The following is a 19,049-nucleotide window of genomic DNA, read 5'->3' as shown; positions in this document are numbered from 1 at the left end:
CCATCATGATGACAACGACACTCCCTCCGGCCCTGCGCCGCGCCCTGCTGGCCGCCGTGCTGGCTGCCAGTTCCAGCGTGGCGCTGGCGGATCCGCTAGCCTATCGCGTGGAAATCGACACGAGCGCGTTTGCGGGCGCCGGTTTCCTCGATTTCGCCTTTATCGCCGGCAACAGCCCCGCGCCCGGCGCCAGCGCCGTCCTCAGCAATTTCTCGGGCGCTTTCGGCGCACTGGAATCGCAGGAAGGCAATGTCAGCGGCAGCGTGCCCGGCACCTTGACCTTCGGCAATAGCGGCGCCTATAACGACTGGTTTCACAACGTGACCCTGGGCGGCAAGTTCGGTTTCAATATCGTGTTTGGCGGCGATTTCCTGAACACGGCCGGCAATGCGGGCACGACCTTTGGCGTGGGCTTGCTCGACTACACGGGTATGTCTTACCTGGGCAATGCGAATGGCAACGTGCTGCAATTCGAGCTGACCCCGCTCAACGGCGGCTTGCCTGCCAGCATTACCGGCAGCAGCTACGCCAGCATCGCGACGATCTCGGCCGTGCCCGAAGCGTCGGAATGGATGATGCTCACGGGCGGCCTGGCGCTGATCGCTTTTGCCCTGCGCCGCCGCCAACCCGTCACGCGCGCCTAGTCTTTCCAGCCTGGACACAACGCGCCTGCGGGCCGCTGTGTTTTTTTTCGACTATTTATTCGAAATAGCTATAAATCAGGAAACTAAATTGTATTGGTCACCGTTTTACGCTTGATGCATAGTAAAAAACTTGTCGGGCAGTCTAGTATTTTCATGATTGCTGCCAACTTTTTTCGGGAGGATGCATCGATGCCTGGCCATATCCTGGTGCTGGACCCTGCGCCCGCCATGCAAGCGCTGCTTGCGCACAACCTCGAGGGCGCGGGCTACCGGGTCAGCTGCGCCCCGGATGCGCGCGGCGCGCTGGCCCTGCTGGCGGCCGATCCGCCCGACGTGCTGCTGCTGGAATGGGCATTGCCCGATGCGTCCGGCATCGCGCTGCTGCGCCAGGTGCGCCAGGATGGCTTGCTGTGCGACTTGCCCATCATCATGGTCAGCGCGCGCGACAGCGAGCAGGACAAGGTGCTGGCGCTGGAAAGCGGCGCCGACGATTACCTGTGCAAGCCTTTCGGCCCCCGTGAAATGCTGGCCCGCGTGCGCGCGCTGCTGCGCCGGCGCGCACCGGCGGCCTTGCGCGCCGGCTCGGGCGCGGACGGCACCACCGCCTTGCGGCTCGACCCGCACACCCAGCGCGTGACGGCCGGCAGCGTGTCCGTCAACCTGGGCCGCGTGGAATTCAGGCTGCTGCATTTTCTGATGGGCCACCCGGACCGGGTGCACAGCCGCGCGCAGCTGCTGGACCAGGTGTGGGGCCATGGGGCCTATCTGGACGAACGCACGGTCGACGCCCACGTGGGCCGCCTGCGGCAGGCTTTGCAGCCGGGCGGTTGCGGCCACCGCATCGAAACCGTGCGCGGCAGCGGCTACCGTTATCTGGCGCTGGACGCCGCCGTGTGCGCCTGATGCTGCTGACGGGGAGGGAGCAGGAATACCTGCTGCACGCCGTGCTGGGCGCGCATGGCATCGCCGCGCCCGGCGATTTCTTTTTGTGGAGCCAGGGGCCGCTGCAGGCGCTGCTGCCGCATGCCGTCCTCGTCTGCGCGCAGCTGGGCGCCGATGGCGGCGTGGTGCGCAGCGCGGCGTGGCATAGCGCCGTGCTGGACGAGGCCGAAGTGCAGGCGCTCGGCGACCCGCGCCAGGGGCAGGTGGCGTGCCTGGCGCGGGCCTGGCGCGCGGGCGGGCGGCGCGTTGCCATCATCGACGGGGTGCTCGTGCATGGCAGCGCGGGCGCTGGCGGCGGCAGTTTCTTTGCCCTGTTCTGCGCCCCTTGCGCATCCTGGCCGGACCCGGCGCGCCAGGCGTACGTGCTGGAACTGCTGCTGCCCTACCTGCACGTGCATTGGCTGGCGCTGCCGGACGGCACGCAGGCGGCTCCCGCCGGCGCGGCGCGCGCGGCCAGTGCGCGCGAGCTGGAAGTGCTGCACTGGGTCAGCATCGGCAAGAGCAATGAGGAAGTGGGGCAAATCCTCGGCATCAGCGGCGGGACCGTGAAAAGCCATTTGCAGCGCATCTATAAATTATTGGGCGTGAGCAACCGCACGCAAGCCGTTTCGCGCGGCATCGCTTTGCGCCTGCTGGCCGCCTGATGCCGCTCAGCGCTGCGGCTCGGGTGCGGCAGCCTTGTGCGTGCCGCCACCGTTGAACTGATCGTCGGTGCCGGGCGCGACCCGCGCGACGAGGGGGCTGGCGCGCAGGCGCTGGACTTCGGCCGGCGTCAGCATGGCGGCAAAGCCGTTCAGCGCGGCCGTGTAATGGTATTGCACCGTGGCATCGGGCACCAGCGCCAGCACGGCGCGGCGTCCCGCTTCCCGCTGTGTTTCTCTTTGCGCCGCGTCAGGCGGCGCCAGTTGCGCGCGCAGTTCCACGACGTATGCCTGGCGCTGGGGCGCGGCCGACGCGCCGGCAGGCAGCACGCTGGCGGCGGCCAGGAGGGCAAGGCTCAAGCGGATGGCGGACATGCGTTCCTTTCGCGGGAGGCGGCGGCATGGCCGCCCATGCGCCGATTGTACGCCGGCAGCAGGGCCGGTGGCGCGCGGCTTGCGTGAGTGCGCACTCGATGGTTTCCCCCGGAATTTTGTTGTTTTCAGTACAAAGAAAAGATTGTATTTACCATAAGCGGCATGGTAGCCTGCTAGGCATCAGGCAGGCGCGCGCCGCCTGTGCGCGGCCACCAGCGGTGCACATGGCGGCAATGTATTGAAGGTAGGCAATAAGGAGTTAGCGGATGCATGCAGCACACAGGCAGAACCTTGCGGCAACGCGCCATGCGCGCGGCTTTACCTTGCTCGAACTGTTGGTCGTGATCGTGATCATCGGCTTGCTGGCGGCCTATGTGGGTCCCAAATATTTTGCCCAGCTGGGCAAATCCGAAGTGACGGTGGCCAAGGCCCAGATCGAGGCGTTTGAAAAATCGCTGGACACCTACCGCCTCGACGTGGGGCGCTATCCCACCACGGAAGAGGGCCTGGCCGCGCTGCTGGCCGCGCCGCCCGCCGCCGGCACGCGCTGGAATGGCCCTTACCTGAAAAAGGCCGTGCCGCTCGACCCGTGGGGCCATGCCTATCAATACCGCGCGCCCGGCAGCAAGGGCGAATATGACATCGTTTCCATGGGCAAGGATGGCCAACCGGGCGGCAGCGGCGAGAATGCGGACATCAGTTCGCAATAAGGCCAGCGCGCTCACTCTTTTGTCACGGACACGCCATCATGCAGTTTGAAGTACGCGCGCTTTCCACGGACCAGGCCGTTGCTACCTTGCACACTTGCGTGATCGACGGCCGCGACGAAGCCGATGCGCGCCGCCAGGCCGAGGCGCGGGGCCTGTTTGTCAGCGCCATCCGTCCGCTGCGGGCCACGCCGTTCAGCGCGGCCGGGCGCCAGCGCGCGCGGGCGCTGCCCTTGCTGCTGTTCAGCCAGGAATTGCTGGCCTTGCTCAACGCGGGCCTGGGCATCGTCGAGGCGCTGGAAGCCTTGCTGGAAAAGGAGGCCGCGCCGGCCACGCGCAGCGTGCTCACGCGCCTGCTGGAAGGCTTACGCGAAGGCAAGCGCTTTTCCGCCGTGCTGGCGGAGCAGTCCGAACTGTTTCCACCCCTGTACATCGGCATCGTCAAGGCGGCCGAGGGCACCAGCGACCTGCCGCGCGCGCTGTCGCGCTACATCGACTACCAGCAGCGCATCGATACGGTGCGCAGCAAGATCGTCAGCGCCGCCATCTATCCCGCCATCCTGCTGGCCGTGGGCGGCGGCGTCAGCGCTTTCCTGATCAGCTATGTGGTGCCCCGTTTCGCCGAGGTCTACCAGGGCGCCGGGCGGAACCTGCCGTGGATGTCGCAAGTGATGCTCAGCTGGGGGCAGTTCGTCACGCAGCATGGCTTGCTGCTCTTGCTGGGGCTGGCGCTGGCCGGCAGCGCCGTGTTCATGGCCGTGCGGCGCGTGCTGCGCCATGGCGGCGTAGCGCGCCTGCTGGCGAAATTGCCCGGCATCGGCGAGCGCGTGCGTATCTATGAACTGTCGCGCCTGTACCTGACCCTGGGCATGCTGGCCGAGGGCGGCATCACCATCGTGCAGGCGATCGGCACCGTGCAGGCGATGGTCTCGCCCGGCATGCAGGCGTCCTTGCAGGGCGCGCGCGGCGCCATCGAGGCGGGCCAGCCCCTGTCGTCCGCGTTCGAGCAGCATCAATTGACTACGCCCATCTCGCTGCGCATGCTGCGCGTGGGCGAGCGCACGGGCGACATGGGCCCCATGCTGACGCAGTCGGCTGCCTTTTACGACGGCGAAATCAGCCGCTGGATCGACCGTTTCACGCGCACCTTCGAGCCGCTGCTGATGGCGGCCATCGGCCTGGTCGTGGGCGCCATCGTGATCCTGCTGTACATGCCCATCTTCGACCTTGCCGGCGACATTTCATGATGCAGAGCGCAGCCGAATCCACCGTGGCCGGCGTGGCCATCGATGCCGCGCTGCTGCAGCGCGCGCGCGCCCTGTGCCGGCAATCGAAGCGCAGCCTGGTCGAGGAATTGCAGCAGTTGAGCGGCATCGAGGCGCGCGCCGTGGTGCGCGAGCTGGCGCGCCCGTTCGGCCTGGACGTGCTGGAAACGGCCGACATGCTGGCCTTTTCTCCCGCCTTCGACGTGCTGCCCCTGTCGCAGGCGCTGGCGCGCCACAGCGTGCTGCTGCGCGCCGCCGACGGCCAGCTGGTGGGCGTGATCGCCGACCCCTTCGACCTGGACCTGCAAACCTGGCTCGGCGCGCGCGCGGGGCAGGGTGCCCTGAGCGTGCGCCTGGCGCTGCAGGCCGACATCGGCGCCTACCTGTCGAAGCAGGAAGAATCGGCGCGCGCCGTCGACAGCCTGCTGCCCGGCGCCGCCACGGACGCGCGGCGCGACGGCAAGACGGCCGCCGTGCTGTCGTTCGCCAGCGTGTCGGAAGCGGCCAGCCCCGCCGTCAAGCTGGTCAATTCGACATTGTACGACGCGCTGAAGGCGGGCGCCTCGGACATCCACCTGGAAAGCACGGCCGGCGGCCTGGCCGTCAAGTACCGCGTCGACGGCGTGCTCGATCACGCCACGTCCGTCAATGGCATCGAAGTGGCCGAGCACATCATCTCGCGCCTGAAAGTGCTGGCCGAACTCGATATCGCCGAGCGCCGCGTGCCGCAGGACGGCAGCTTCCGCGTCGAGGCGGGCGGGCGCGAAATCGATCTGCGCGTCTCCATCATGCCCAGCATCCATGGCGAGGACGCCGTCATCCGCATCCTCGACAAGCGCGCCATGATCGAGGCGTATGGCGCCCTGACCCTCGAAGCGCTGGGCTTTGACGCGCCATCGCTGGAAGCCCTGCGCGCGCTGGCGCAGGAAGCCTACGGCATGCTGCTCGTCACCGGTCCCACGGGGTCGGGCAAGACGACGACCTTGTATGCGGCGCTGACGGAAATCCACAACGGGCGCGAAAAGATCATCACCATCGAGGACCCCGTCGAATACCAGCTGCCCGGCATCCTGCAGATACCCGTCAATGAAAAGAAGGGGCTGACGTTTGCCAAGGGCCTGCGCTCGATCCTGCGCCATGACCCCGACAAGATCATGGTGGGCGAGATCCGCGACCGCGAGACGGCGGAAATCGCTGTGCAATCGGCCCTCACGGGCCATCTGGTGCTCACCACCGTGCACGCGAATAATGTGTTCGACGTGTTCGGCCGCTTCACGCACATGGGCATCGACCCGTATGCGTTTGTCTCGGCCCTGAACGGCATCTGGGCGCAGCGGCTGATCCGCACCAACTGTCCCCATTGCGCCACCGGGTACGTGCCCGACGACCTGGAGCTGGCCAGCGTGGGCCTGGCGCGCGCCGACGTGGCGCAGTACCAGTTCAAGCAGGGCAAGGGCTGCGGCGACTGCCGCGGCACGGGCTATAAGGGGCGCCGCTCGATCGCCGAGATTCTCGTGCTGACCGATGAAATCCGCGAACTGATCGTCGACAAGAAGCCGATCCGCCAGATCAAGGCGGCCGCGTATGCGAACGGCACGCGCAGCCTGCGCCTGGCGGCGCTGGAACTGGTCAAGCGGGGCGCCACCACCATCACGGAAATCAAGAGGGTCACCCTGCATGCGTAGAGGTTTTGCGAAGTTGAACCTGGGGCAGGGGCTGCGCCTGGGCGTGGCGGCGGGCCATGCGAGCCTGTGGCGCAGCAGCCGCTTGCGCGCGCCCGCATGGACCTTGCTGGGCGAAGCCGCGTATGCGCCGGACGACTCGCTGCACGGCGATTTTTCCGCCCTGGGCCAGGCGCTCGCGCAGTTGCTGGACCGGCTGCTGCCGGCGAACGAGTACGCGGGTTGGCCATTGTCCGTGGTGCTCGACGACGGCTTGACGCGCCTGTGGCAGGTCGATGCGCCGCAAGGCGCCGCGCGCCTGGCCGACATCGAGGCGGCCGCCGCGCTGCGCTTCCAGTCGCTGTATGGCGATGCGCCCGGCCTATGGCACAGCAGCAGCGCCTGGGATGCGCGCGCGCCGTTTTTTTGCGCCGTGCCCCGCGCGCTGCTGGCGCAGCTGACCCGCGTGGCCGCCGCGCGCAAGCTGGCCCTGATTTTCATCACGCCGCAATTCGCGCGCCACTGGAACCGCTGGCACGGCGCGCTGAAGCCGGGTGCCTGGTTCGGCCAGCTGCAGGAGAACGCCTTGACCCTGGGCGTGCTGCACGACGGCCGCCTGTGCGCCGTGCGCGCGCTGCCCGTGCCGCCCGGCGCGGGCCGGGACTGGCTGGAACAGACGCTGGCGCGCGAGGCGCTGCTGCAAGGCGTGCCCGCGCCGGCCTTGCTGCAGCTGTGCGGCGCGCCACCGGCATCGTGGCTGGCGCCGCACGCGGCGGGCGGTTTCGCCTGCCAGCCGTTTGCGCTGCCCGCGGCCGGCGACGTGCCTGTGCCGGCCGCCCGCCTGGCGCACAGCGGAGGCGTGGCATGACGCGCCTCGATGTCGATTTCGCGCCGCCCGGCTGGCGCCGCAGCCTGCACCGCGTGCCGACGTGGGCGTGGGGCGTGGGCGCGCTGGGCGTGGTGCTGACCGTCACGGCCGCATGGAGCGGCAGCGCCGCATTGCAGCGCCAGCAACTGCGCGAGGGGCAGCTGCAGCGCGCGCAGCAGCGCGTGCTGGCCGCCACGCAGGGGCCGGCGCCGGCACCGCAAGCGCCCATCGCGCCGGCGCAGGCGGCGGCCGTGAATGCGGCCATCCTGCAATTGAACCTGCCGTGGCGCGATGTGCAGGATGCGCTGGCCAGTGCCACGCCGCCCGGCATCGCGCTGCTGGCGCTGGAGCCGGATGCGCGCAAGCGCGTGCTGAAGATCACGGCCGAGACGACGGGCAGCGACGCCATGGTGGCCTACATCGCGCAACTGAAGCAGCAGGAGCTGTTTGGCACCCGGGTGCAGCTGCTGCGCCATGAAATCAACGCGCTCGATCCGAACAAGCCCTTGCGCTTCCAGCTCGAAGCGCACTGGGGCGCGCCATGATGGCCACCGACCTCGCGCTGCTGCGCCTGCGCGCGCAACTGCTGCTGCGCCGCCTGGGCGCACCGGCCTGCCTGGCCGTGGCCCTGCTCGTGCTGGGCATGGCCGCCTGGGCGTGGGCCTGGCAGCAGCGCGCCGTGGCGGCGCGGCTGGAAGCGCGGCCCTTGCCGCAGCCTTCGGTGGCCGTCGCCATCGCGGTGCCTCCGGCGACGGCCAGCGAGAACCTGGCGCGCTTTTATGCCGCGCTGGGACAGCAGCGCCATGCGGAGCAGCAAGTCAAGCAGCTGTTCGACCTGGCCGCGAAGAACGGCTTGCTGCTGGCGCAGGGCGAATACAAGAGCGGCTACGACAAGGCCAGCAGGGTCGCCACGTACCAGGTGACCTTGCCGCTGAAGGGCAGCTACGCGGCCGTGTGGCAGTTCGCGCTGCAGGCGCTGCGCGCCGTCCCCTTCGCCTCGCTGGACGAATTGAGTTTTCGCCGCGAGCAGATCGCCGATACGGAGCTCGAAGCGCGTCTGCGCCTGACCTTTTACTTGACCGATGCGCAGGCCGGTACGCCGGCCGATGCGGGAGGCGCGCCATGATGCCGCGCCACTATCTGATGCTGGCCGGCGTGCTGGGGGCGGGCGCCTTGCTGCTGTTCGGCGAGCGTCAGCCCGTGGCCGAAGTGGCCGAGGCGGTGGAGCGGGCCGTCGTGCCGGTGCGCCATGCGGCCGCCAGGCCGCAGGCCGCGCAACCGGCCATCCTGGCCCTGCTGCCGCGCAGCGAAGTGGCGGGCGAGGATGGCGATACCTTTGGCGGCGCCGGCGGCGTGTTCCAGAGCCAGAACTGGACCCCGCCGCCGCCGAAGGTGGTGGCCGTTGCCGCGCCGCCGCCACCTGCGCCGATGGCGCCGCCGCTGCCCTTCGTCTACCTGGGCAAGGCGGCCGCCGACGGCGCCTGGGAAGTGTTTTTGTCGCGCGCCGACAAGACGTATATCGTGCGCGCCAATACCGTCATCGATGGCGCCTACAAGGTCGTGGCGATCGCGCCGCCCGTCATGACGCTCACTTATCTGCCGTTGAACCAGGTTCAGCAGCTCAACATTGGAGTACTCGAGTGATGTCCCGTTCCTTTTCATCGGCGCCGTTGCTGGCACTGCTGGTGCTGCTGGCCGGCTGCGCCGGGCAGCAAGCCTACCGCGACGGGCGCGAGCTGATCGCGCAAGACCAGGTGCCGGCCGGCCTGCAAAAGCTGCAGGAAGCGCTGCAGCAGGACCCCGGCAACGCGCAATACCGCAGCGCGTACCTGCAGGCGCGCGAACGGGCCACCAGCAGCCGCTTGCAGCAGGCCGAGCGCCAGGCGCAGGCGGGGCAGGGCGAGCAGGCGCGCGCGGGCTTTCTAAGCGTGCTGGAAATCGATGCGCAGAACGAGCGGGCCGCCAGCGGCTTGCGCGCGCTCGAACGCGAGCAGCGCCAGGGCAAGCTGCTGGCCGAAGCGCAGAAGGATGTCGAAGCGAAGCGCTACGACCCGGCGCGCCAGCGCCTGAACGCCATCCTCACGGAGCAGCCGAATCACGCCGGCGCGCGCGCGCTGCTGCGCGACGTCGATGAAAAGACGGCGCCGCCCGTGGTCGAATCGGGCCTGGCCAGATCGTACAAGCAGCCGATCACGATCGAGTTCCGCGACGCGCCGTTAAAACAGGTGTTCGAGCTGATCGCGCGCCGTTCCGGCCTCAATTTCGTCTTCGACAAGGACGTCAAGGCCGATGCGAAAACCTCGATCTTCCTGAAGAACAGCACGGTGGAATCGGCCGTCTACTTCCTGCTGGTGACGAACCAGCTGGAACAGCAGGTGATGGATGCGAACACCATTCTGATCTATCCCAATGTGGCGGCAAAACTGAAGGAATACCAGGAAGTGCTGGTCAAGACCTTCTTCCTGGCGAACGCGGATGCCAAGCAGGTGGCCAACACGCTCAAGACCATCCTGAAGACGCGCGACGTGGTGGCCGATGAAAAGCTCAACCTCGTCATCGTGCGCGACACGCCCGAGGCGATCCGCCTGGCCGAGCGCCTGATCGCGCTGCAGGACGTGCCCGAGGCGGAGGTGGTGCTGGAGCTGGAAATCCTCGAAGTCAAGCGCAGCCGCCTGCTGGAGCTGGGCGTGGCCTGGCCGTCGAGCCTGACCCTGGCGCCACTGAGCCGGTCGGGCGGCCTGGGGCTGACGGTCAGCGACCTGAATAACCTGAACCAGCACAGCATCGGCGTGAGCGACCTGTCCGTGACGGCGAACGCCAAGAAGACGGACGGCGATGCGAACATCCTGGCCAACCCCCGCATACGCGTGCGCAACCGGGAAAAGGCGAAATTCGTCATCGGCGACAGGGTGCCCGTGATTACCACCACCATTTCGCCGGGCATGGGCGGTTTTGCCTCCGAATCCATCAGCTACCTGGACGTGGGCCTGACGGTGAACGCGGAACCGACCATCTATCTGAACAATGAAGTGGGCATCCGCATCTCGCTGGAAGTGAGCAACCTGGGCGCGGCCACCATCACCAAGAGCGGCTCGACCCTGTACCAGATCGGCACGCGCCAGGCGTCGACCATGCTGCAATTGAAGGATGGCGAAAACCAGGTGCTGGCGGGCCTGATCAACAATGAGGAGCGCAGCTCGGGCAACAAGGTGCCGGGCCTGGGCGAGATTCCCGTGCTGGGACGCCTGTTCGGCAGCAGCAAGGACGACAGCCAGAAGACGGAAATCGTGCTGTCGATTACGCCGCACCTGGTGCGCACGGTGCAGCGTCCGGAAGCGAAGGAATCGGAATTTTCCGCCGGCACGGAAGGCAGCTTCCGCCGCCGTCCCGACATGGCGGCCAAGGCGCCCACGCAGATGCCGGGCACGGTGATCGTGCGTTCCGGCCCGTCGGCCGTCGGCATGCAGGCGGCGCCGCCGCAGCCGCTGATGGCGCCGGGCCAGGTGCCGTCAACCTTGCCGCAGAGCGTGCCGGCGCCGGAAGTGGCGCCGTCGCCCGAGCCGGCCCCGTCGTCCCTGCCCATATCGTCGGGCCAGCCCGTGCCGCTGCAGGCGTCGCCCTTGCCGCTGTCGTCCAGCCAGCCGGTGCCGGTGGCGCCGCAGCCCGCCAAATGAGGCTGGCGCCTGCGCAGGGCGATCAAGGTGGCTTCACCCTGATCGAGCTGCTGGTGACCTTGGCCATCCTGGGCGTGCTGGCCACCCTGGTCATTCCCGTCACGCAGGTGACGGTGCAGCGGCGCCAGGAGCAGGAGCTGCGGCGCGCGCTGCGCGAGATCCGCCAGGGGCTCGACGCGTACAAGCGGGCAGGCGACGAAGGCCGCATCCTGCGCGCGCCCGATGCCAGCGGCTATCCGAAAAGCCTGGAATTGCTGGTCGAGGGCGTGCCGGACCAGCGCAATCCGAAGCGCAGCAAGCTGTTTTTCCTGCGCCGCGTACCGCGCGACCCGTTCAACGCGAACGCGGGCCTGAGCGATGCGCAAACGTGGGGCAAGCGCAGCTACGCCAGCGAAGCGGCCGAGCCGCGCGAAGGCGACGATGTCTACGATGTGTATTGCACGTCCGGCAAGACCGGCTTGAACGACGTGCCCTACCGTTTATGGTGAACCATGGCTGCTGAAAATGCCCCGGCCCGCCCGCGCGGCTTTACCCTGATCGAATTGCTGGTGGTGCTCGGCATCGTGGCGCTGCTGCTGACCCTGGCCGTGCCCCGTTACTTTCCCAGCCTCGACAAGGCGAAGGAAACCGTGCTGGCGGACAATTTGCGCAACCTGCGCGCCACCATCGACCAGTTTCACGGCGATACGGGCCGCTATCCAGATTCCCTGGAGCAGCTGGTGGAAAAGAAATACCTGCGTGCCATGCCCATCGACCCCATCACGGACAGCGACACCAGCTGGCTCATCGTGCCGCCACCGGACGACACGCCGGGCCAGGTGTATGACGTGAAAAGCGGCGCGCCCGGCAAGGACCGCAGCGGCACGCCGTTTGCCGACTGGTAGCGGCAATGCGCCGTTTCGCACGCCGCCAGCGCGGCTTTACTTACCTGGGCCTGATCATCCTGGTGGCCATCCTGGGCCTGGTGGGGGCGGCCGGCTTGAAGGTGGGTTCTCTGCTGCAGCGCCAGGCGGCCGAGCAGGAGCTGCTCGACATCGGCGAGCAGTTTGCCGATGCGCTGCAGAGCTACGCGGGCGCCACGCCGGCCGGCCAGCCGCAGCAGCCGCCCACCCTGGCCGCCTTGCTGCGCGATCCCCGTTTTCCTCAGGTGCGCCGCCACCTGCGCAAGCTGTACGTCGACCCCATCACGGGGCGCGCCGAATGGGGCTTGCTGTACCAGCCCGGCAGCCGGGGCATCATCGGCGTGCATAGCCTGTCGTCATCCGCGCCCTTAAAGGTGGGCAATTTCGAGGCCCGCTTCACTGGCTTTGAAGGCAAGACGCATTTGTCCGAGTGGCAATTCGTCGTCGGCAGCCCCGTGCCGCCGGCGGGGCTGGCGCAGGTGCCGGCAGACGTACCCGCGCCGCCCGCCTTGTTTCCACCGCCTCGGCCAGCAGTGCCAACAGCCGAACCAGCGGCGCCCGAGGCGGCGGAACCGGAGGAAGAGGCCGGTGCGCAGCAAGAGGCGCGCGATCCGCCTTAACCATAAGTTAACAATGAACAAGGCAGGTAGAACTATTTTCACTTGGAAATACTCCATCGCCTGCAACCATTTCATAGAGGAAAGAATTGCAATAAATGAAATTTCGATAAAATATTTATAAGTAATTTAATGCCTTTATGCTACTATCGTGCTTGGTACTTTCGGTACTAAAACGGTGGCTGGCTCCATTGTGGCGGCCATAAATTACTTTTAAGGATAAGTTATGAAATTGAAATTTATCGCGGCAGGCATCCTGGCTGCAGCATCGTTCAGCGCGTCGGCGGCAACGTACGACCTGGGCATCCTGGACCCTAGCGGTTCCGATACGCTGTCGGCAATCACCACCAAATTCACGGCGGGGGCCCTGGTTGACGACTTCTGGACCTTTAAACTGGTAACGCCATCGTCGACGTCGTTTGGTGCCCTGCAAACGTTTTCCGTGGTGGAAGGCGCGATCCAGGATTTTTCGGCCACCTTGCTCGGGTATGGCAGTCTCACCAACAGCACTGCGGCCGGGGTGCAAAGCCTGAGCTGGACGGGTCCCCTGGCCGCTGGCGAGTACACCGTGCACGTCACTGGCCTGACGGGTCTGGCAAAGGCCCAGTATCTGGGTTCGGTATCGGCCTTGCCGGTACCTGAGCCGGAAACCTACGGCATGCTGCTGGGTGGCCTGGCGCTGGTCGGTTTCGCCGCCCGCCGCGCTCGCAAAGCCGTTTGATTGTTTCCCAGCCAGAATGACAAAACCCGCCGAGGCGGGTTTTTTTGTTTCTGCAACCTGCGCAGGACTAGGCGCCAAGTCGAAGACAGTACGCCAGTACGGCGAGACGCAGGCAACAACGTCCTGCGCAGCTTGTCAGGCGCTGCGCTTGAAGTCGCGGAAACGGAAGCCAACAAGGAATAGGGTGGCAAAGTAAGCCACGCCGCACAGGCTCACCACGAGGGCCAGCGCGCCGGCCCGCAGCAGCGGATGGGCTTGCATAGCGATCCAGTCGATGCGCAGGGCGCCCAGATACGCCACGCCGCCCATCACGATGAGTGCCGGTAACAGGCGCAGGAAGAACTTGGCCCAGCCCGGTTTCGGCTGGTAGATGCCCCGCTTGCGCAAGCCCCAGTACAGGAAGCTGGCGTTCAGGCAGGCGCCCAGGCCGATGGACAGGGCCAGGCCGGCCACGGCGATGTAGGGCACGAACAGCAAATTCATCAGCTGCGTGGCGATCAGCACGCCGATGGCGATCTTGACGGGCGTACGGATGTCCTGGCGCGCATAGAAGGCGGGCGCCAGGGTTTTCACGAGGATGATGCCGATCAGGCCCAGGCTGTAGGCGACCAGCGGCTCCGTCGACATGGTCACGGATTCGGCCGTGAACTTGCCGTAATGGAAGAGGGTGGCGATCAGGGGTGTGGCCAGGGTCGCCATGCCGACGGCGGCGGGCAGGGCCAGCAGGAAAGTCAGGCGCAAGCCCCAGTCCAGCAGGGCCGAGTATTCCGTCTTGTCGCCATCCACGTTGGCCTTCGACAGGCTGGGCAGCAAGATGGTACCCAGGGCCACGCCCAGCATGGCGGTGGGGAATTCCATCAGGCGGTCCGCATACGACAGCCAGGAAATGCTGCCTTCGGCCAGGCGCGAGGCGATGCTGGTGTTGATCATCAGGCTGATCTGGGCTGCGGAGACGGCAAACACGGCCGGTCCCATCTTTTTCAGTACACGGCGCACGCCGCCGTCGGACAGGCCGATGGCGGGATTGATCGACAGGCGCGGCAGCATGCCGATCTTGATCAGCGCGGGAATCTGGATGGCCACCTGCAGTACGCCGCCGGCAAACACGGCAATGGCCATGGCGTAGATCGGCTGTTTCAGGTGGGGCGCGAGGAAGAGCGAGGCGGCGATGAACGACAGGTTCAGCAGCACTGGCGTGAACGCGGGGATCTTGAATTCGCGCCAGGTGTTCAGAATGCCGCCGGCCAGGGCCACGAAGGACATGCAGCTAATATAAGGGAACATCAGCCGCGTCATCCACACGGCCGCATCGAACGCGCCCGGGTCCTTGGACAGGCCCGTGGCGATCGCGTACACGAACCAGGGCGCGCCCACGATGCCGACTGCGGACACGAGCAAGGTGGCCCAGACGAGGGTGGTGGCCACATGGTCGGCCAGTTGCTTGCTGGCTTCCTGGCCATGCTGGTTCTTGTATTCAGACAAGATCGGCACGAAGGCTTGCGAGAACGCCCCCTCGGCAAACAGGCGGCGCAACAGGTTGGGGATGCGGAAGGCAACAATGAAGGCGTCCGTGTAGGCGCCGGCGCCAAAGGCGCGCGCGAACAGGCTTTCGCGCAATAATCCGGTTACACGGGACAGCATGGTCATGCTGGAGATGGCGGCGAGGGTTTTAAGCAAGTTCATGGGGGCAGATTATAGCCGGGGGCGGTACCGTTAAACGCTTAAAATATGGTAACAATTGCTGCCGATTCGCTGCGGATATGCCCTTGCCGGCCCCATTTTCACGTGTTTTTGGCGTGATACACGGTTTTTTGATTTGCCCCCGCTTGAAAATATCGCTATAATCGAAGGCTGTACAGAATTCTGTTACGCAGACACTAATGTTTGACAGGCACTGGTTTGGCACACATGGTTCGGCAGACGCACAGAACGCACCGGTTGGCAAACACTAATGTTTGCAAACGCACTTTGACCCTGTTTTAGGAAATTCCATGGCAAATACCGCACAAGCGCGCAAACGCGCTCGTCAAGCAGTTAAGCAAAACGCACAAAATTCGTCCCAACGTTCGACCTTGCGCACGGCTATCAAAGCTGCTCGCAAAGCGATCCAGGGCGGCGACAAGGCAGCTGCTGCTGCAATCTTCCAAGCATCCGTGTCGACCATCGACCGTATCGCTGACAAGAAGATCATCCACAAAAACAAGGCAGCTCGCCATAAGAGCCGTCTGGCAGCTGCTTTGAAGGCACTGTCCGCTTAATATTCGCCAGCAGGCAAGCCGCCAAGGCGGCCTTGCCTGTGCCAGTACGCTGGCACTGGTTGAAAAGCAAAAACCCGCAGATTCATTCTGGCGGGTTTTTTCGCGTTCATGCGCGGTTTTTGCCGTTGTCGCCGGCAGCGCTTGCCGGCAGCCGCCGGCCGCCACAGGCTAGCGCAGCGCGGGCAAGTTGCCGATGCTCATGCCTGGCTTGATGTTTTTCTGTTTGAACCAGCCCAGGTTCATTTCCAGCGCATAGCGCACGGGCACGGTCCTGGTGGAGCAATGGCTGTCGAGGGTGTGCGGCTGCATGTCTTCGATGTTGACGATCTTGCCGCTGGCATCGATAAAGGCCACCGACAGGGGCAGCGGCGTGTTTTTCATCCACATGCATTGCGTGGATGGGTTGCCAAAGACAAACAGCATGCCCGCATTTGCCGGCATCTTTTCACGGTACATCAAGCCCAGTTCGCGCTGCTCTTCCGTGGCGGCCACTTCCGCCTGGATCAGGTGCATGCCGGCCGATAGCTGCAGGCTCTTGCCTTGCGGTGCTTGTGCTTGAGCAATGCCGGCGCACGCCATCACGGCGATGGACAGGCTGAGACGGTGCAGGGAATTTTTCATGGGGCGGGATGGTGGCTGCGAAGCGGCGATTAAGCCATGCTGGCGCTTGCCCGGTCAAGCATGCTGCCTGGCCGCGCCGAAAGCGTGGGGTTACAGCAACATGACTGCCGCCGTAACCCCGGGAATTACCCTTGATTCCTACCTCTTGCGACTTACTTCACCGGCTTGCCTGCTTCGGCGGCCGGCTTGTTCGTCTTGCGCGCCTGGGGAACCAGGCGTTGCGGCGCATCGGTTGCGGCCGAGGCCTTGGTCGACGCACCCGAACGTGCCGCATCCGTCGCGGCGGACGCATTGGTGGACGCCGATGCCGGCGGTACCGGCTTGGCGGCGTCGGTGGCGGCCGATGCATGGCTGGCGGCCGATGCGGGTGGCGGTTTGACGGCATCGGTGGCTGCGGAAGCATGTACCTGGGCGCCCGACTGGGCCAGTGCGGCGCCAGCAAGCAGGGAAGCGGCCAGGGTCAGTATTACTTTTGTCATCATCTTTCCTTTTCCGTCATGTTAAGGTGAGATGATTTTAATGCATTATCTAAAAATAAATAGTGCTTATTGGCAAAATTTCAGCAGCGAACTCGCTATTTCTTGTCCTGCTCACGCTTTTCCAATGTTCTCGGCCGGCACTTCGCACCATTCGCCGGGCAGCAATGGGTGGCTGGCCAGCGAGAACGGGCCGATGGCGCTGCGCACCAGGCGCAGGGTGGGCAAGCCGACGGCCGCCGTCATGCGCCGCACTTGCCGGTTTTTTCCTTCCTTGAGAGTGATCGCCAGCCAGGACGTGGGCTTGTCGGCGCGCGCGCGGATGGGCGGATTGCGGGGCCACAGCCAGTCCGGCTCGGCGATGCGCACGGCCTTGCACGGCTTGGTGATGAAGTCGCCCAGGTCCAGCGGCGCCTGCAGGCGCGCCAGGCTGGCCGCATCGGGCACTCCATCGACCTGTACCAGGTAGGTTTTCGCTTCCTTGCGGTCCGGGTGGCTGATTTCGTGCTGCAGGCGGCCGTCGTCCGTCAGCAGCAGCAAGCCTTCGCTGTCGGCGTCGAGCCGGCCGGCCGGATAGATGCCGGGAATGGTCAAATGGTCGGCCAGGGTGGCGCGGCCGTCCTGCGGCGAAAACTGGCACAGGACCTGGAATGGTTTATTGAAGAGGATGAGTGGCATGCTGGTCGATTAATTGATGCAAACGATGGTGGCTGCTGATTGGCGCCGCAAAAGCGTGGCGCCTTGTAAGATACTGGTGCATAATGTGAAATGATAGTCTTATGTCTTATAGAAGACTTGAGGTCCGCGTGCCCGTACGCTTCCCTGGCGCGGCGTGCTGCATGGCGATGCGGATGGCCCGGGGCTTCTTTCCCTGCTAAAGTGCGTTGTTGCCGCCATGTTCGGACTTGTTTTTGTAAACTCTGCAACCGCAGAGCGCGTCGCCGGCCTGTGTTGCCCGCCGGCGGCGTGTCCCACTTCGGAGATCACGATGTATCAACATATCACTGTACCTGCTGACGGCCAAAAAATCACCGTCAACGCCGATTTTTCGCTGAATGTACCAGATAATCCCATCGTTCCCTTCATTGAAGGCGATGGCACGGGCATCGATATCAGTCCCGTCATGATCAAGGTGATCGACGCTGCCGTGGCCAAGGCCTATGGCGGCGCGCGCAAGATCAGCTGGATGGAAATCTATGCGGGCGAAAAATCGACGAATGTGTACGGTCCCGATGTGTGGCTGCCGGAAGAAACCCTGGCCGTGCTGAAAGACTACGTGGTCTCCATCAAGGGCCCGCTGACGACGCCCGTCGGCGGCGGCATCCGCTCCCTGAACGTGGCCCTGCGCCAGCAGCTGGACCTGTACGTCTGCCTGCGCCCCGTGCGCTACTTCACGGGCGTGCCGTCGCCCGTGAAAGAGCCGGAAAAGACGGACATGGTGATTTTCCGCGAGAACTCGGAAGACATCTACGCGGGCATCGAATACCAGCAGGGTTCCGAAGGCGCGAAAAAGCTCATCGATTTCCTCGTCAAGGAAATGGGCGTGTCGAAGATCCGCTTCCCGAACACCTCCGGCATCGGCATCAAGCCCGTGTCCATCGAAGGCACGGAGCGCCTGGTGCGCAAGGCCATCCAGTACGCGATCGACAATGACAAGCCTTCCGTGACGATCGTGCACAAAGGCAACATCATGAAGTACACGGAAGGCGGTTTCCGCGACTGGGCGTATGCGCTGGCGCAAAAGGAATTCGGCGCCGAGCTGATCGATGGTGGTCCGTGGTGCAAGTTCAAGAATCCGAAGACGGGCCGCGACATCATCGTCAAGGATTCCATCGCTGACGCGTTCCTGCAACAAATCCTGCTGCGCCCGGCCGAATACAGCGTCATCGCCACCTTGAATCTGAACGGCGACTATATTTCCGACGCGCTGGCGGCGCAAGTGGGCGGCATCGGCATCGCGCCGGGCGCCAACCTGTCCGATTCCGTGGCCATGTTCGAAGCGACGCACGGCACGGCACCGAAGTACGCGGGCAAGGATTACGTGAATCCCGGTTCCCTGATCCTGTCGGCGGAAATGATGCTGCGCCACATGGGCTGGCTGGAGGCGGCCGACCTGGTGATTGCCGCGATGCAGAAGTCGATCGCCTCGAAGCGCGTCACCTATGACTTCGCCCGCCTGATGGAAGGCGCGACGCAGGTATCGTGCTCCGGTTTCGGCCAGGTGATGATCGAGCACATGTAACACGAGGGGGCAGGGTGCCGGGCAGGGCACCCTGCGGACGAAAAAAAACCCCGTTTCGCAACGGGGTTTTTCACATCTGAGGGCCGGCGATGCTTAGGCTGCTTGGATGTTGGAAGCTTGCTTGCCTTTAGGGCCTTGCGTGACTTCGAATTGAACTTTTTGACCTTCTTTGAGGGTCTTGAAACCGTTCATGTTGATTGCGGAGAAGTGAGCAAACAAATCTTCGCCGCCGTCATCTGGAGTGATGAAGCCAAAACCTTTGGAATCATTGAACCACTTAACTGTACCTGTTGCCATAAAAAGAACTTTCAAAATTAAAACAAATCACACGAGCCATAAAAGCAAGAAGCTTCTTGCCCCCTCCTCGACGTCTCACTTCTTATCAAGCTGTACATTACTGCAACAGTCGATACAGCATTGTTGGCGGAATAAATA

23 protein-coding genes are annotated in these 19,049 nt (G+C 64.9%); 17 read left to right on the top strand and 6 right to left on the bottom strand.

Annotated elements, in window-relative coordinates; genetic code table 11:
* Positions 1 to 5 precede the first annotated feature (5 nt).
* The 3 genes from VPH41_RS27950 to VPH41_RS27940 all read left to right on the top strand — a co-directional run bounded on the left by VPH41_RS27950 (position 6) and on the right by VPH41_RS27940 (position 2,230).
* Positions 6 to 644, top strand: coding sequence for an NF038129 family PEP-CTERM protein (locus VPH41_RS27950; protein WP_152285147.1), 639 nt, complete (start codon positions 6 to 8; stop codon positions 642 to 644).
* A 189-nt stretch (positions 645 to 833) separates the two neighbouring features.
* On the top strand, positions 834 to 1,547 hold the full coding sequence (locus tag VPH41_RS27945; protein ID WP_328572218.1) for a winged helix-turn-helix domain-containing protein: 714 nt from the start codon (positions 834 to 836) through the stop codon (positions 1,545 to 1,547).
* Positions 1,547 to 2,230, top strand: a complete 684-nt coding sequence (locus tag VPH41_RS27940; RefSeq protein ID WP_152285154.1) for a LuxR C-terminal-related transcriptional regulator — start codon at positions 1,547 to 1,549, stop codon at positions 2,228 to 2,230. Before VPH41_RS27945 ends, VPH41_RS27940 begins: the two co-directional genes overlap by 1 nt.
* Positions 2,231 to 2,236: 6 nt before the next feature.
* Here VPH41_RS27940 and VPH41_RS27935 read toward each other — a convergent pair whose 3' ends face one another.
* Positions 2,237 to 2,602, bottom strand: a complete 366-nt coding sequence (locus tag VPH41_RS27935) for a protease inhibitor I9 family protein (protein WP_328572217.1) — start codon at positions 2,600 to 2,602, stop codon at positions 2,237 to 2,239.
* A 266-nt stretch (positions 2,603 to 2,868) separates the two neighbouring features.
* Here VPH41_RS27935 and gspG point away from each other — a divergent pair, with 266 nt between their 5' ends.
* The 12 genes from gspG (at position 2,869) to VPH41_RS27875 (ending at position 13,017) form a co-directional block, all read left to right on the top strand.
* Positions 2,869 to 3,312, top strand: coding sequence for a type II secretion system major pseudopilin GspG (gene gspG / locus VPH41_RS27930; protein WP_034782166.1), 444 nt, complete (start codon positions 2,869 to 2,871; stop codon positions 3,310 to 3,312).
* 38 nt (positions 3,313 to 3,350) lie between these two features.
* A complete protein-coding gene (locus VPH41_RS27925) occupies positions 3,351 to 4,556 on the top strand; it encodes a type II secretion system F family protein (RefSeq protein ID WP_328572216.1) in 1,206 nt (401 codons plus the stop codon).
* Complete coding sequence (locus tag VPH41_RS27920) at positions 4,553 to 6,259, top strand: GspE/PulE family protein (RefSeq protein ID WP_328572215.1); 1,707 nt, start codon at positions 4,553 to 4,555, stop codon at positions 6,257 to 6,259. Before VPH41_RS27925 ends, VPH41_RS27920 begins: the two co-directional genes overlap by 4 nt.
* Entirely contained in the window at positions 6,252 to 7,103 is an 852-nt protein-coding gene (locus VPH41_RS27915) for a hypothetical protein (protein WP_328572214.1), read from the top strand. Before VPH41_RS27920 ends, VPH41_RS27915 begins: the two co-directional genes overlap by 8 nt.
* Positions 7,100 to 7,648, top strand: a complete 549-nt coding sequence (locus VPH41_RS27910; protein ID WP_328572213.1) for a hypothetical protein — start codon at positions 7,100 to 7,102, stop codon at positions 7,646 to 7,648. Before VPH41_RS27915 ends, VPH41_RS27910 begins: the two co-directional genes overlap by 4 nt.
* On the top strand, positions 7,645 to 8,229 hold the full coding sequence (locus VPH41_RS27905; protein ID WP_328572212.1) for a hypothetical protein: 585 nt from the start codon (positions 7,645 to 7,647) through the stop codon (positions 8,227 to 8,229). Before VPH41_RS27910 ends, VPH41_RS27905 begins: the two co-directional genes overlap by 4 nt.
* Positions 8,226 to 8,747 carry a hypothetical protein gene (locus VPH41_RS27900; RefSeq protein WP_328572211.1) on the top strand — a complete coding sequence of 174 codons (522 nt, stop codon included), beginning with the start codon at positions 8,226 to 8,228 and terminating at the stop codon, positions 8,745 to 8,747. Before VPH41_RS27905 ends, VPH41_RS27900 begins: the two co-directional genes overlap by 4 nt.
* Complete coding sequence (locus VPH41_RS27895) at positions 8,747 to 10,777, top strand: secretin N-terminal domain-containing protein (protein WP_328572210.1); 2,031 nt, start codon at positions 8,747 to 8,749, stop codon at positions 10,775 to 10,777. The genes VPH41_RS27900 and VPH41_RS27895 overlap by 1 nt, the downstream gene beginning before the upstream one ends.
* Positions 10,774 to 11,265, top strand: a complete 492-nt coding sequence (locus VPH41_RS27890; RefSeq protein ID WP_328572209.1) for a type II secretion system protein — start codon at positions 10,774 to 10,776, stop codon at positions 11,263 to 11,265. The genes VPH41_RS27895 and VPH41_RS27890 overlap by 4 nt, the downstream gene beginning before the upstream one ends.
* A gap of 3 nt (positions 11,266 to 11,268) precedes the next feature.
* The gene (locus VPH41_RS27885) at positions 11,269 to 11,661 is read left to right on the top strand and encodes a type II secretion system protein (protein ID WP_328572208.1); all 393 of its coding nucleotides are present in this window, start codon (positions 11,269 to 11,271) and stop codon (positions 11,659 to 11,661) included.
* Between the two features lie 5 nt (positions 11,662 to 11,666).
* Positions 11,667 to 12,299: a type II secretion system protein gene (locus tag VPH41_RS27880; RefSeq protein ID WP_328572207.1), complete on the top strand. Its 633-nt coding sequence runs from the start codon at positions 11,667 to 11,669 to the stop codon at positions 12,297 to 12,299.
* 223 nt (positions 12,300 to 12,522) lie between these two features.
* Positions 12,523 to 13,017, top strand: a complete 495-nt coding sequence (locus VPH41_RS27875) for an FxDxF family PEP-CTERM protein (protein ID WP_152258773.1) — start codon at positions 12,523 to 12,525, stop codon at positions 13,015 to 13,017.
* Between the two features lie 135 nt (positions 13,018 to 13,152).
* Here VPH41_RS27875 and murJ read toward each other — a convergent pair whose 3' ends face one another.
* Complete coding sequence (gene murJ / locus VPH41_RS27870; protein ID WP_328572206.1) at positions 13,153 to 14,700, bottom strand: murein biosynthesis integral membrane protein MurJ; 1,548 nt, start codon at positions 14,698 to 14,700, stop codon at positions 13,153 to 13,155.
* A gap of 308 nt (positions 14,701 to 15,008) precedes the next feature.
* On the opposite strand from murJ, the gene rpsT reads away from it, so the two are divergent.
* The gene (rpsT, locus tag VPH41_RS27865) at positions 15,009 to 15,275 is read left to right on the top strand and encodes a 30S ribosomal protein S20 (protein WP_038495058.1); all 267 of its coding nucleotides are present in this window, start codon (positions 15,009 to 15,011) and stop codon (positions 15,273 to 15,275) included.
* A 168-nt stretch (positions 15,276 to 15,443) separates the two neighbouring features.
* On the opposite strand, the gene VPH41_RS27860 is transcribed toward rpsT, so the two are convergent.
* The 3 genes from VPH41_RS27860 to VPH41_RS27850 all read right to left on the bottom strand — a co-directional run bounded on the left by VPH41_RS27860 (position 15,444) and on the right by VPH41_RS27850 (position 17,050).
* Positions 15,444 to 15,896, bottom strand: coding sequence for a DUF192 domain-containing protein (locus tag VPH41_RS27860; protein WP_328572205.1), 453 nt, complete (start codon positions 15,894 to 15,896; stop codon positions 15,444 to 15,446).
* 152 nt (positions 15,897 to 16,048) lie between these two features.
* Positions 16,049 to 16,375 carry a hypothetical protein gene (locus VPH41_RS27855; protein ID WP_226941554.1) on the bottom strand — a complete coding sequence of 109 codons (327 nt, stop codon included), beginning with the start codon at positions 16,373 to 16,375 and terminating at the stop codon, positions 16,049 to 16,051.
* A 111-nt stretch (positions 16,376 to 16,486) separates the two neighbouring features.
* Entirely contained in the window at positions 16,487 to 17,050 is a 564-nt protein-coding gene (locus VPH41_RS27850; protein WP_096234386.1) for a pseudouridine synthase, read from the bottom strand.
* A gap of 310 nt (positions 17,051 to 17,360) precedes the next feature.
* Between VPH41_RS27850 and icd the strand changes: the two genes are divergently transcribed.
* Positions 17,361 to 18,614: an NADP-dependent isocitrate dehydrogenase gene (icd, locus tag VPH41_RS27845; protein ID WP_328572204.1), complete on the top strand. Its 1,254-nt coding sequence runs from the start codon at positions 17,361 to 17,363 to the stop codon at positions 18,612 to 18,614.
* Between the two features lie 93 nt (positions 18,615 to 18,707).
* Here icd and cspE read toward each other — a convergent pair whose 3' ends face one another.
* Positions 18,708 to 18,911 (bottom strand): transcription antiterminator/RNA stability regulator CspE, encoded by a 204-nt coding sequence (gene cspE, locus VPH41_RS27840; protein WP_010395943.1) that lies wholly within the window; start codon positions 18,909 to 18,911, stop codon positions 18,708 to 18,710.
* Positions 18,912 to 19,049 lie beyond the last annotated feature (138 nt).

Source organism: Janthinobacterium sp. P210006, assembly GCF_036231885.1.
In the GTDB taxonomy this organism is placed as follows: Bacteria; Pseudomonadota; Gammaproteobacteria; order Burkholderiales; family Burkholderiaceae_D; genus Janthinobacterium; species Janthinobacterium violaceinigrum.
This window is presented reverse-complemented; position numbering and strand designations above follow the sequence as displayed.

Excerpts from the sequence above, each read along its gene's own strand:
- gspG (WP_034782166.1), top strand. The coding sequence starts at position 2,869 with ATGCATGCAGCACACAGGCAGAACCTTGCGGCAACGCGCCATGCGCGC.
- VPH41_RS27905 (WP_328572212.1), top strand. The coding sequence starts at position 7,645 with ATGATGGCCACCGACCTCGCGCTGCTGCGCCTGCGCGCGCAACTGCTG.
- murJ (WP_328572206.1), bottom strand. The coding sequence starts at position 14,700 with ATGAACTTGCTTAAAACCCTCGCCGCCATCTCCAGCATGACCATGCTG.
- icd (WP_328572204.1), top strand. The coding sequence starts at position 17,361 with ATGTATCAACATATCACTGTACCTGCTGACGGCCAAAAAATCACCGTC.
- VPH41_RS27855 (WP_226941554.1), bottom strand. The coding sequence starts at position 16,375 with ATGACAAAAGTAATACTGACCCTGGCCGCTTCCCTGCTTGCTGGCGCC.
- VPH41_RS27925 (WP_328572216.1), top strand. The coding sequence starts at position 3,351 with ATGCAGTTTGAAGTACGCGCGCTTTCCACGGACCAGGCCGTTGCTACC.
- cspE (WP_010395943.1), bottom strand. The coding sequence starts at position 18,911 with ATGGCAACAGGTACAGTTAAGTGGTTCAATGATTCCAAAGGTTTTGGC.
- VPH41_RS27850 (WP_096234386.1), bottom strand. The coding sequence starts at position 17,050 with ATGCCACTCATCCTCTTCAATAAACCATTCCAGGTCCTGTGCCAGTTT.
- VPH41_RS27945 (WP_328572218.1), top strand. The coding sequence starts at position 834 with ATGCCTGGCCATATCCTGGTGCTGGACCCTGCGCCCGCCATGCAAGCG.
- VPH41_RS27860 (WP_328572205.1), bottom strand. The coding sequence starts at position 15,896 with ATGAAAAATTCCCTGCACCGTCTCAGCCTGTCCATCGCCGTGATGGCG.
- VPH41_RS27900 (WP_328572211.1), top strand. The coding sequence starts at position 8,226 with ATGATGCCGCGCCACTATCTGATGCTGGCCGGCGTGCTGGGGGCGGGC.
- VPH41_RS27875 (WP_152258773.1), top strand. The coding sequence starts at position 12,523 with ATGAAATTGAAATTTATCGCGGCAGGCATCCTGGCTGCAGCATCGTTC.
- VPH41_RS27920 (WP_328572215.1), top strand. The coding sequence starts at position 4,553 with ATGATGCAGAGCGCAGCCGAATCCACCGTGGCCGGCGTGGCCATCGAT.
- VPH41_RS27940 (WP_152285154.1), top strand. The coding sequence starts at position 1,547 with ATGCTGCTGACGGGGAGGGAGCAGGAATACCTGCTGCACGCCGTGCTG.
- VPH41_RS27915 (WP_328572214.1), top strand. The coding sequence starts at position 6,252 with ATGCGTAGAGGTTTTGCGAAGTTGAACCTGGGGCAGGGGCTGCGCCTG.
- VPH41_RS27880 (WP_328572207.1), top strand. The coding sequence starts at position 11,667 with ATGCGCCGTTTCGCACGCCGCCAGCGCGGCTTTACTTACCTGGGCCTG.
- VPH41_RS27950 (WP_152285147.1), top strand. The coding sequence starts at position 6 with ATGATGACAACGACACTCCCTCCGGCCCTGCGCCGCGCCCTGCTGGCC.
- VPH41_RS27885 (WP_328572208.1), top strand. The coding sequence starts at position 11,269 with ATGGCTGCTGAAAATGCCCCGGCCCGCCCGCGCGGCTTTACCCTGATC.
- VPH41_RS27895 (WP_328572210.1), top strand. The coding sequence starts at position 8,747 with ATGTCCCGTTCCTTTTCATCGGCGCCGTTGCTGGCACTGCTGGTGCTG.
- rpsT (WP_038495058.1), top strand. The coding sequence starts at position 15,009 with ATGGCAAATACCGCACAAGCGCGCAAACGCGCTCGTCAAGCAGTTAAG.
- VPH41_RS27910 (WP_328572213.1), top strand. The coding sequence starts at position 7,100 with ATGACGCGCCTCGATGTCGATTTCGCGCCGCCCGGCTGGCGCCGCAGC.
- VPH41_RS27890 (WP_328572209.1), top strand. The coding sequence starts at position 10,774 with ATGAGGCTGGCGCCTGCGCAGGGCGATCAAGGTGGCTTCACCCTGATC.
- VPH41_RS27935 (WP_328572217.1), bottom strand. The coding sequence starts at position 2,602 with ATGTCCGCCATCCGCTTGAGCCTTGCCCTCCTGGCCGCCGCCAGCGTG.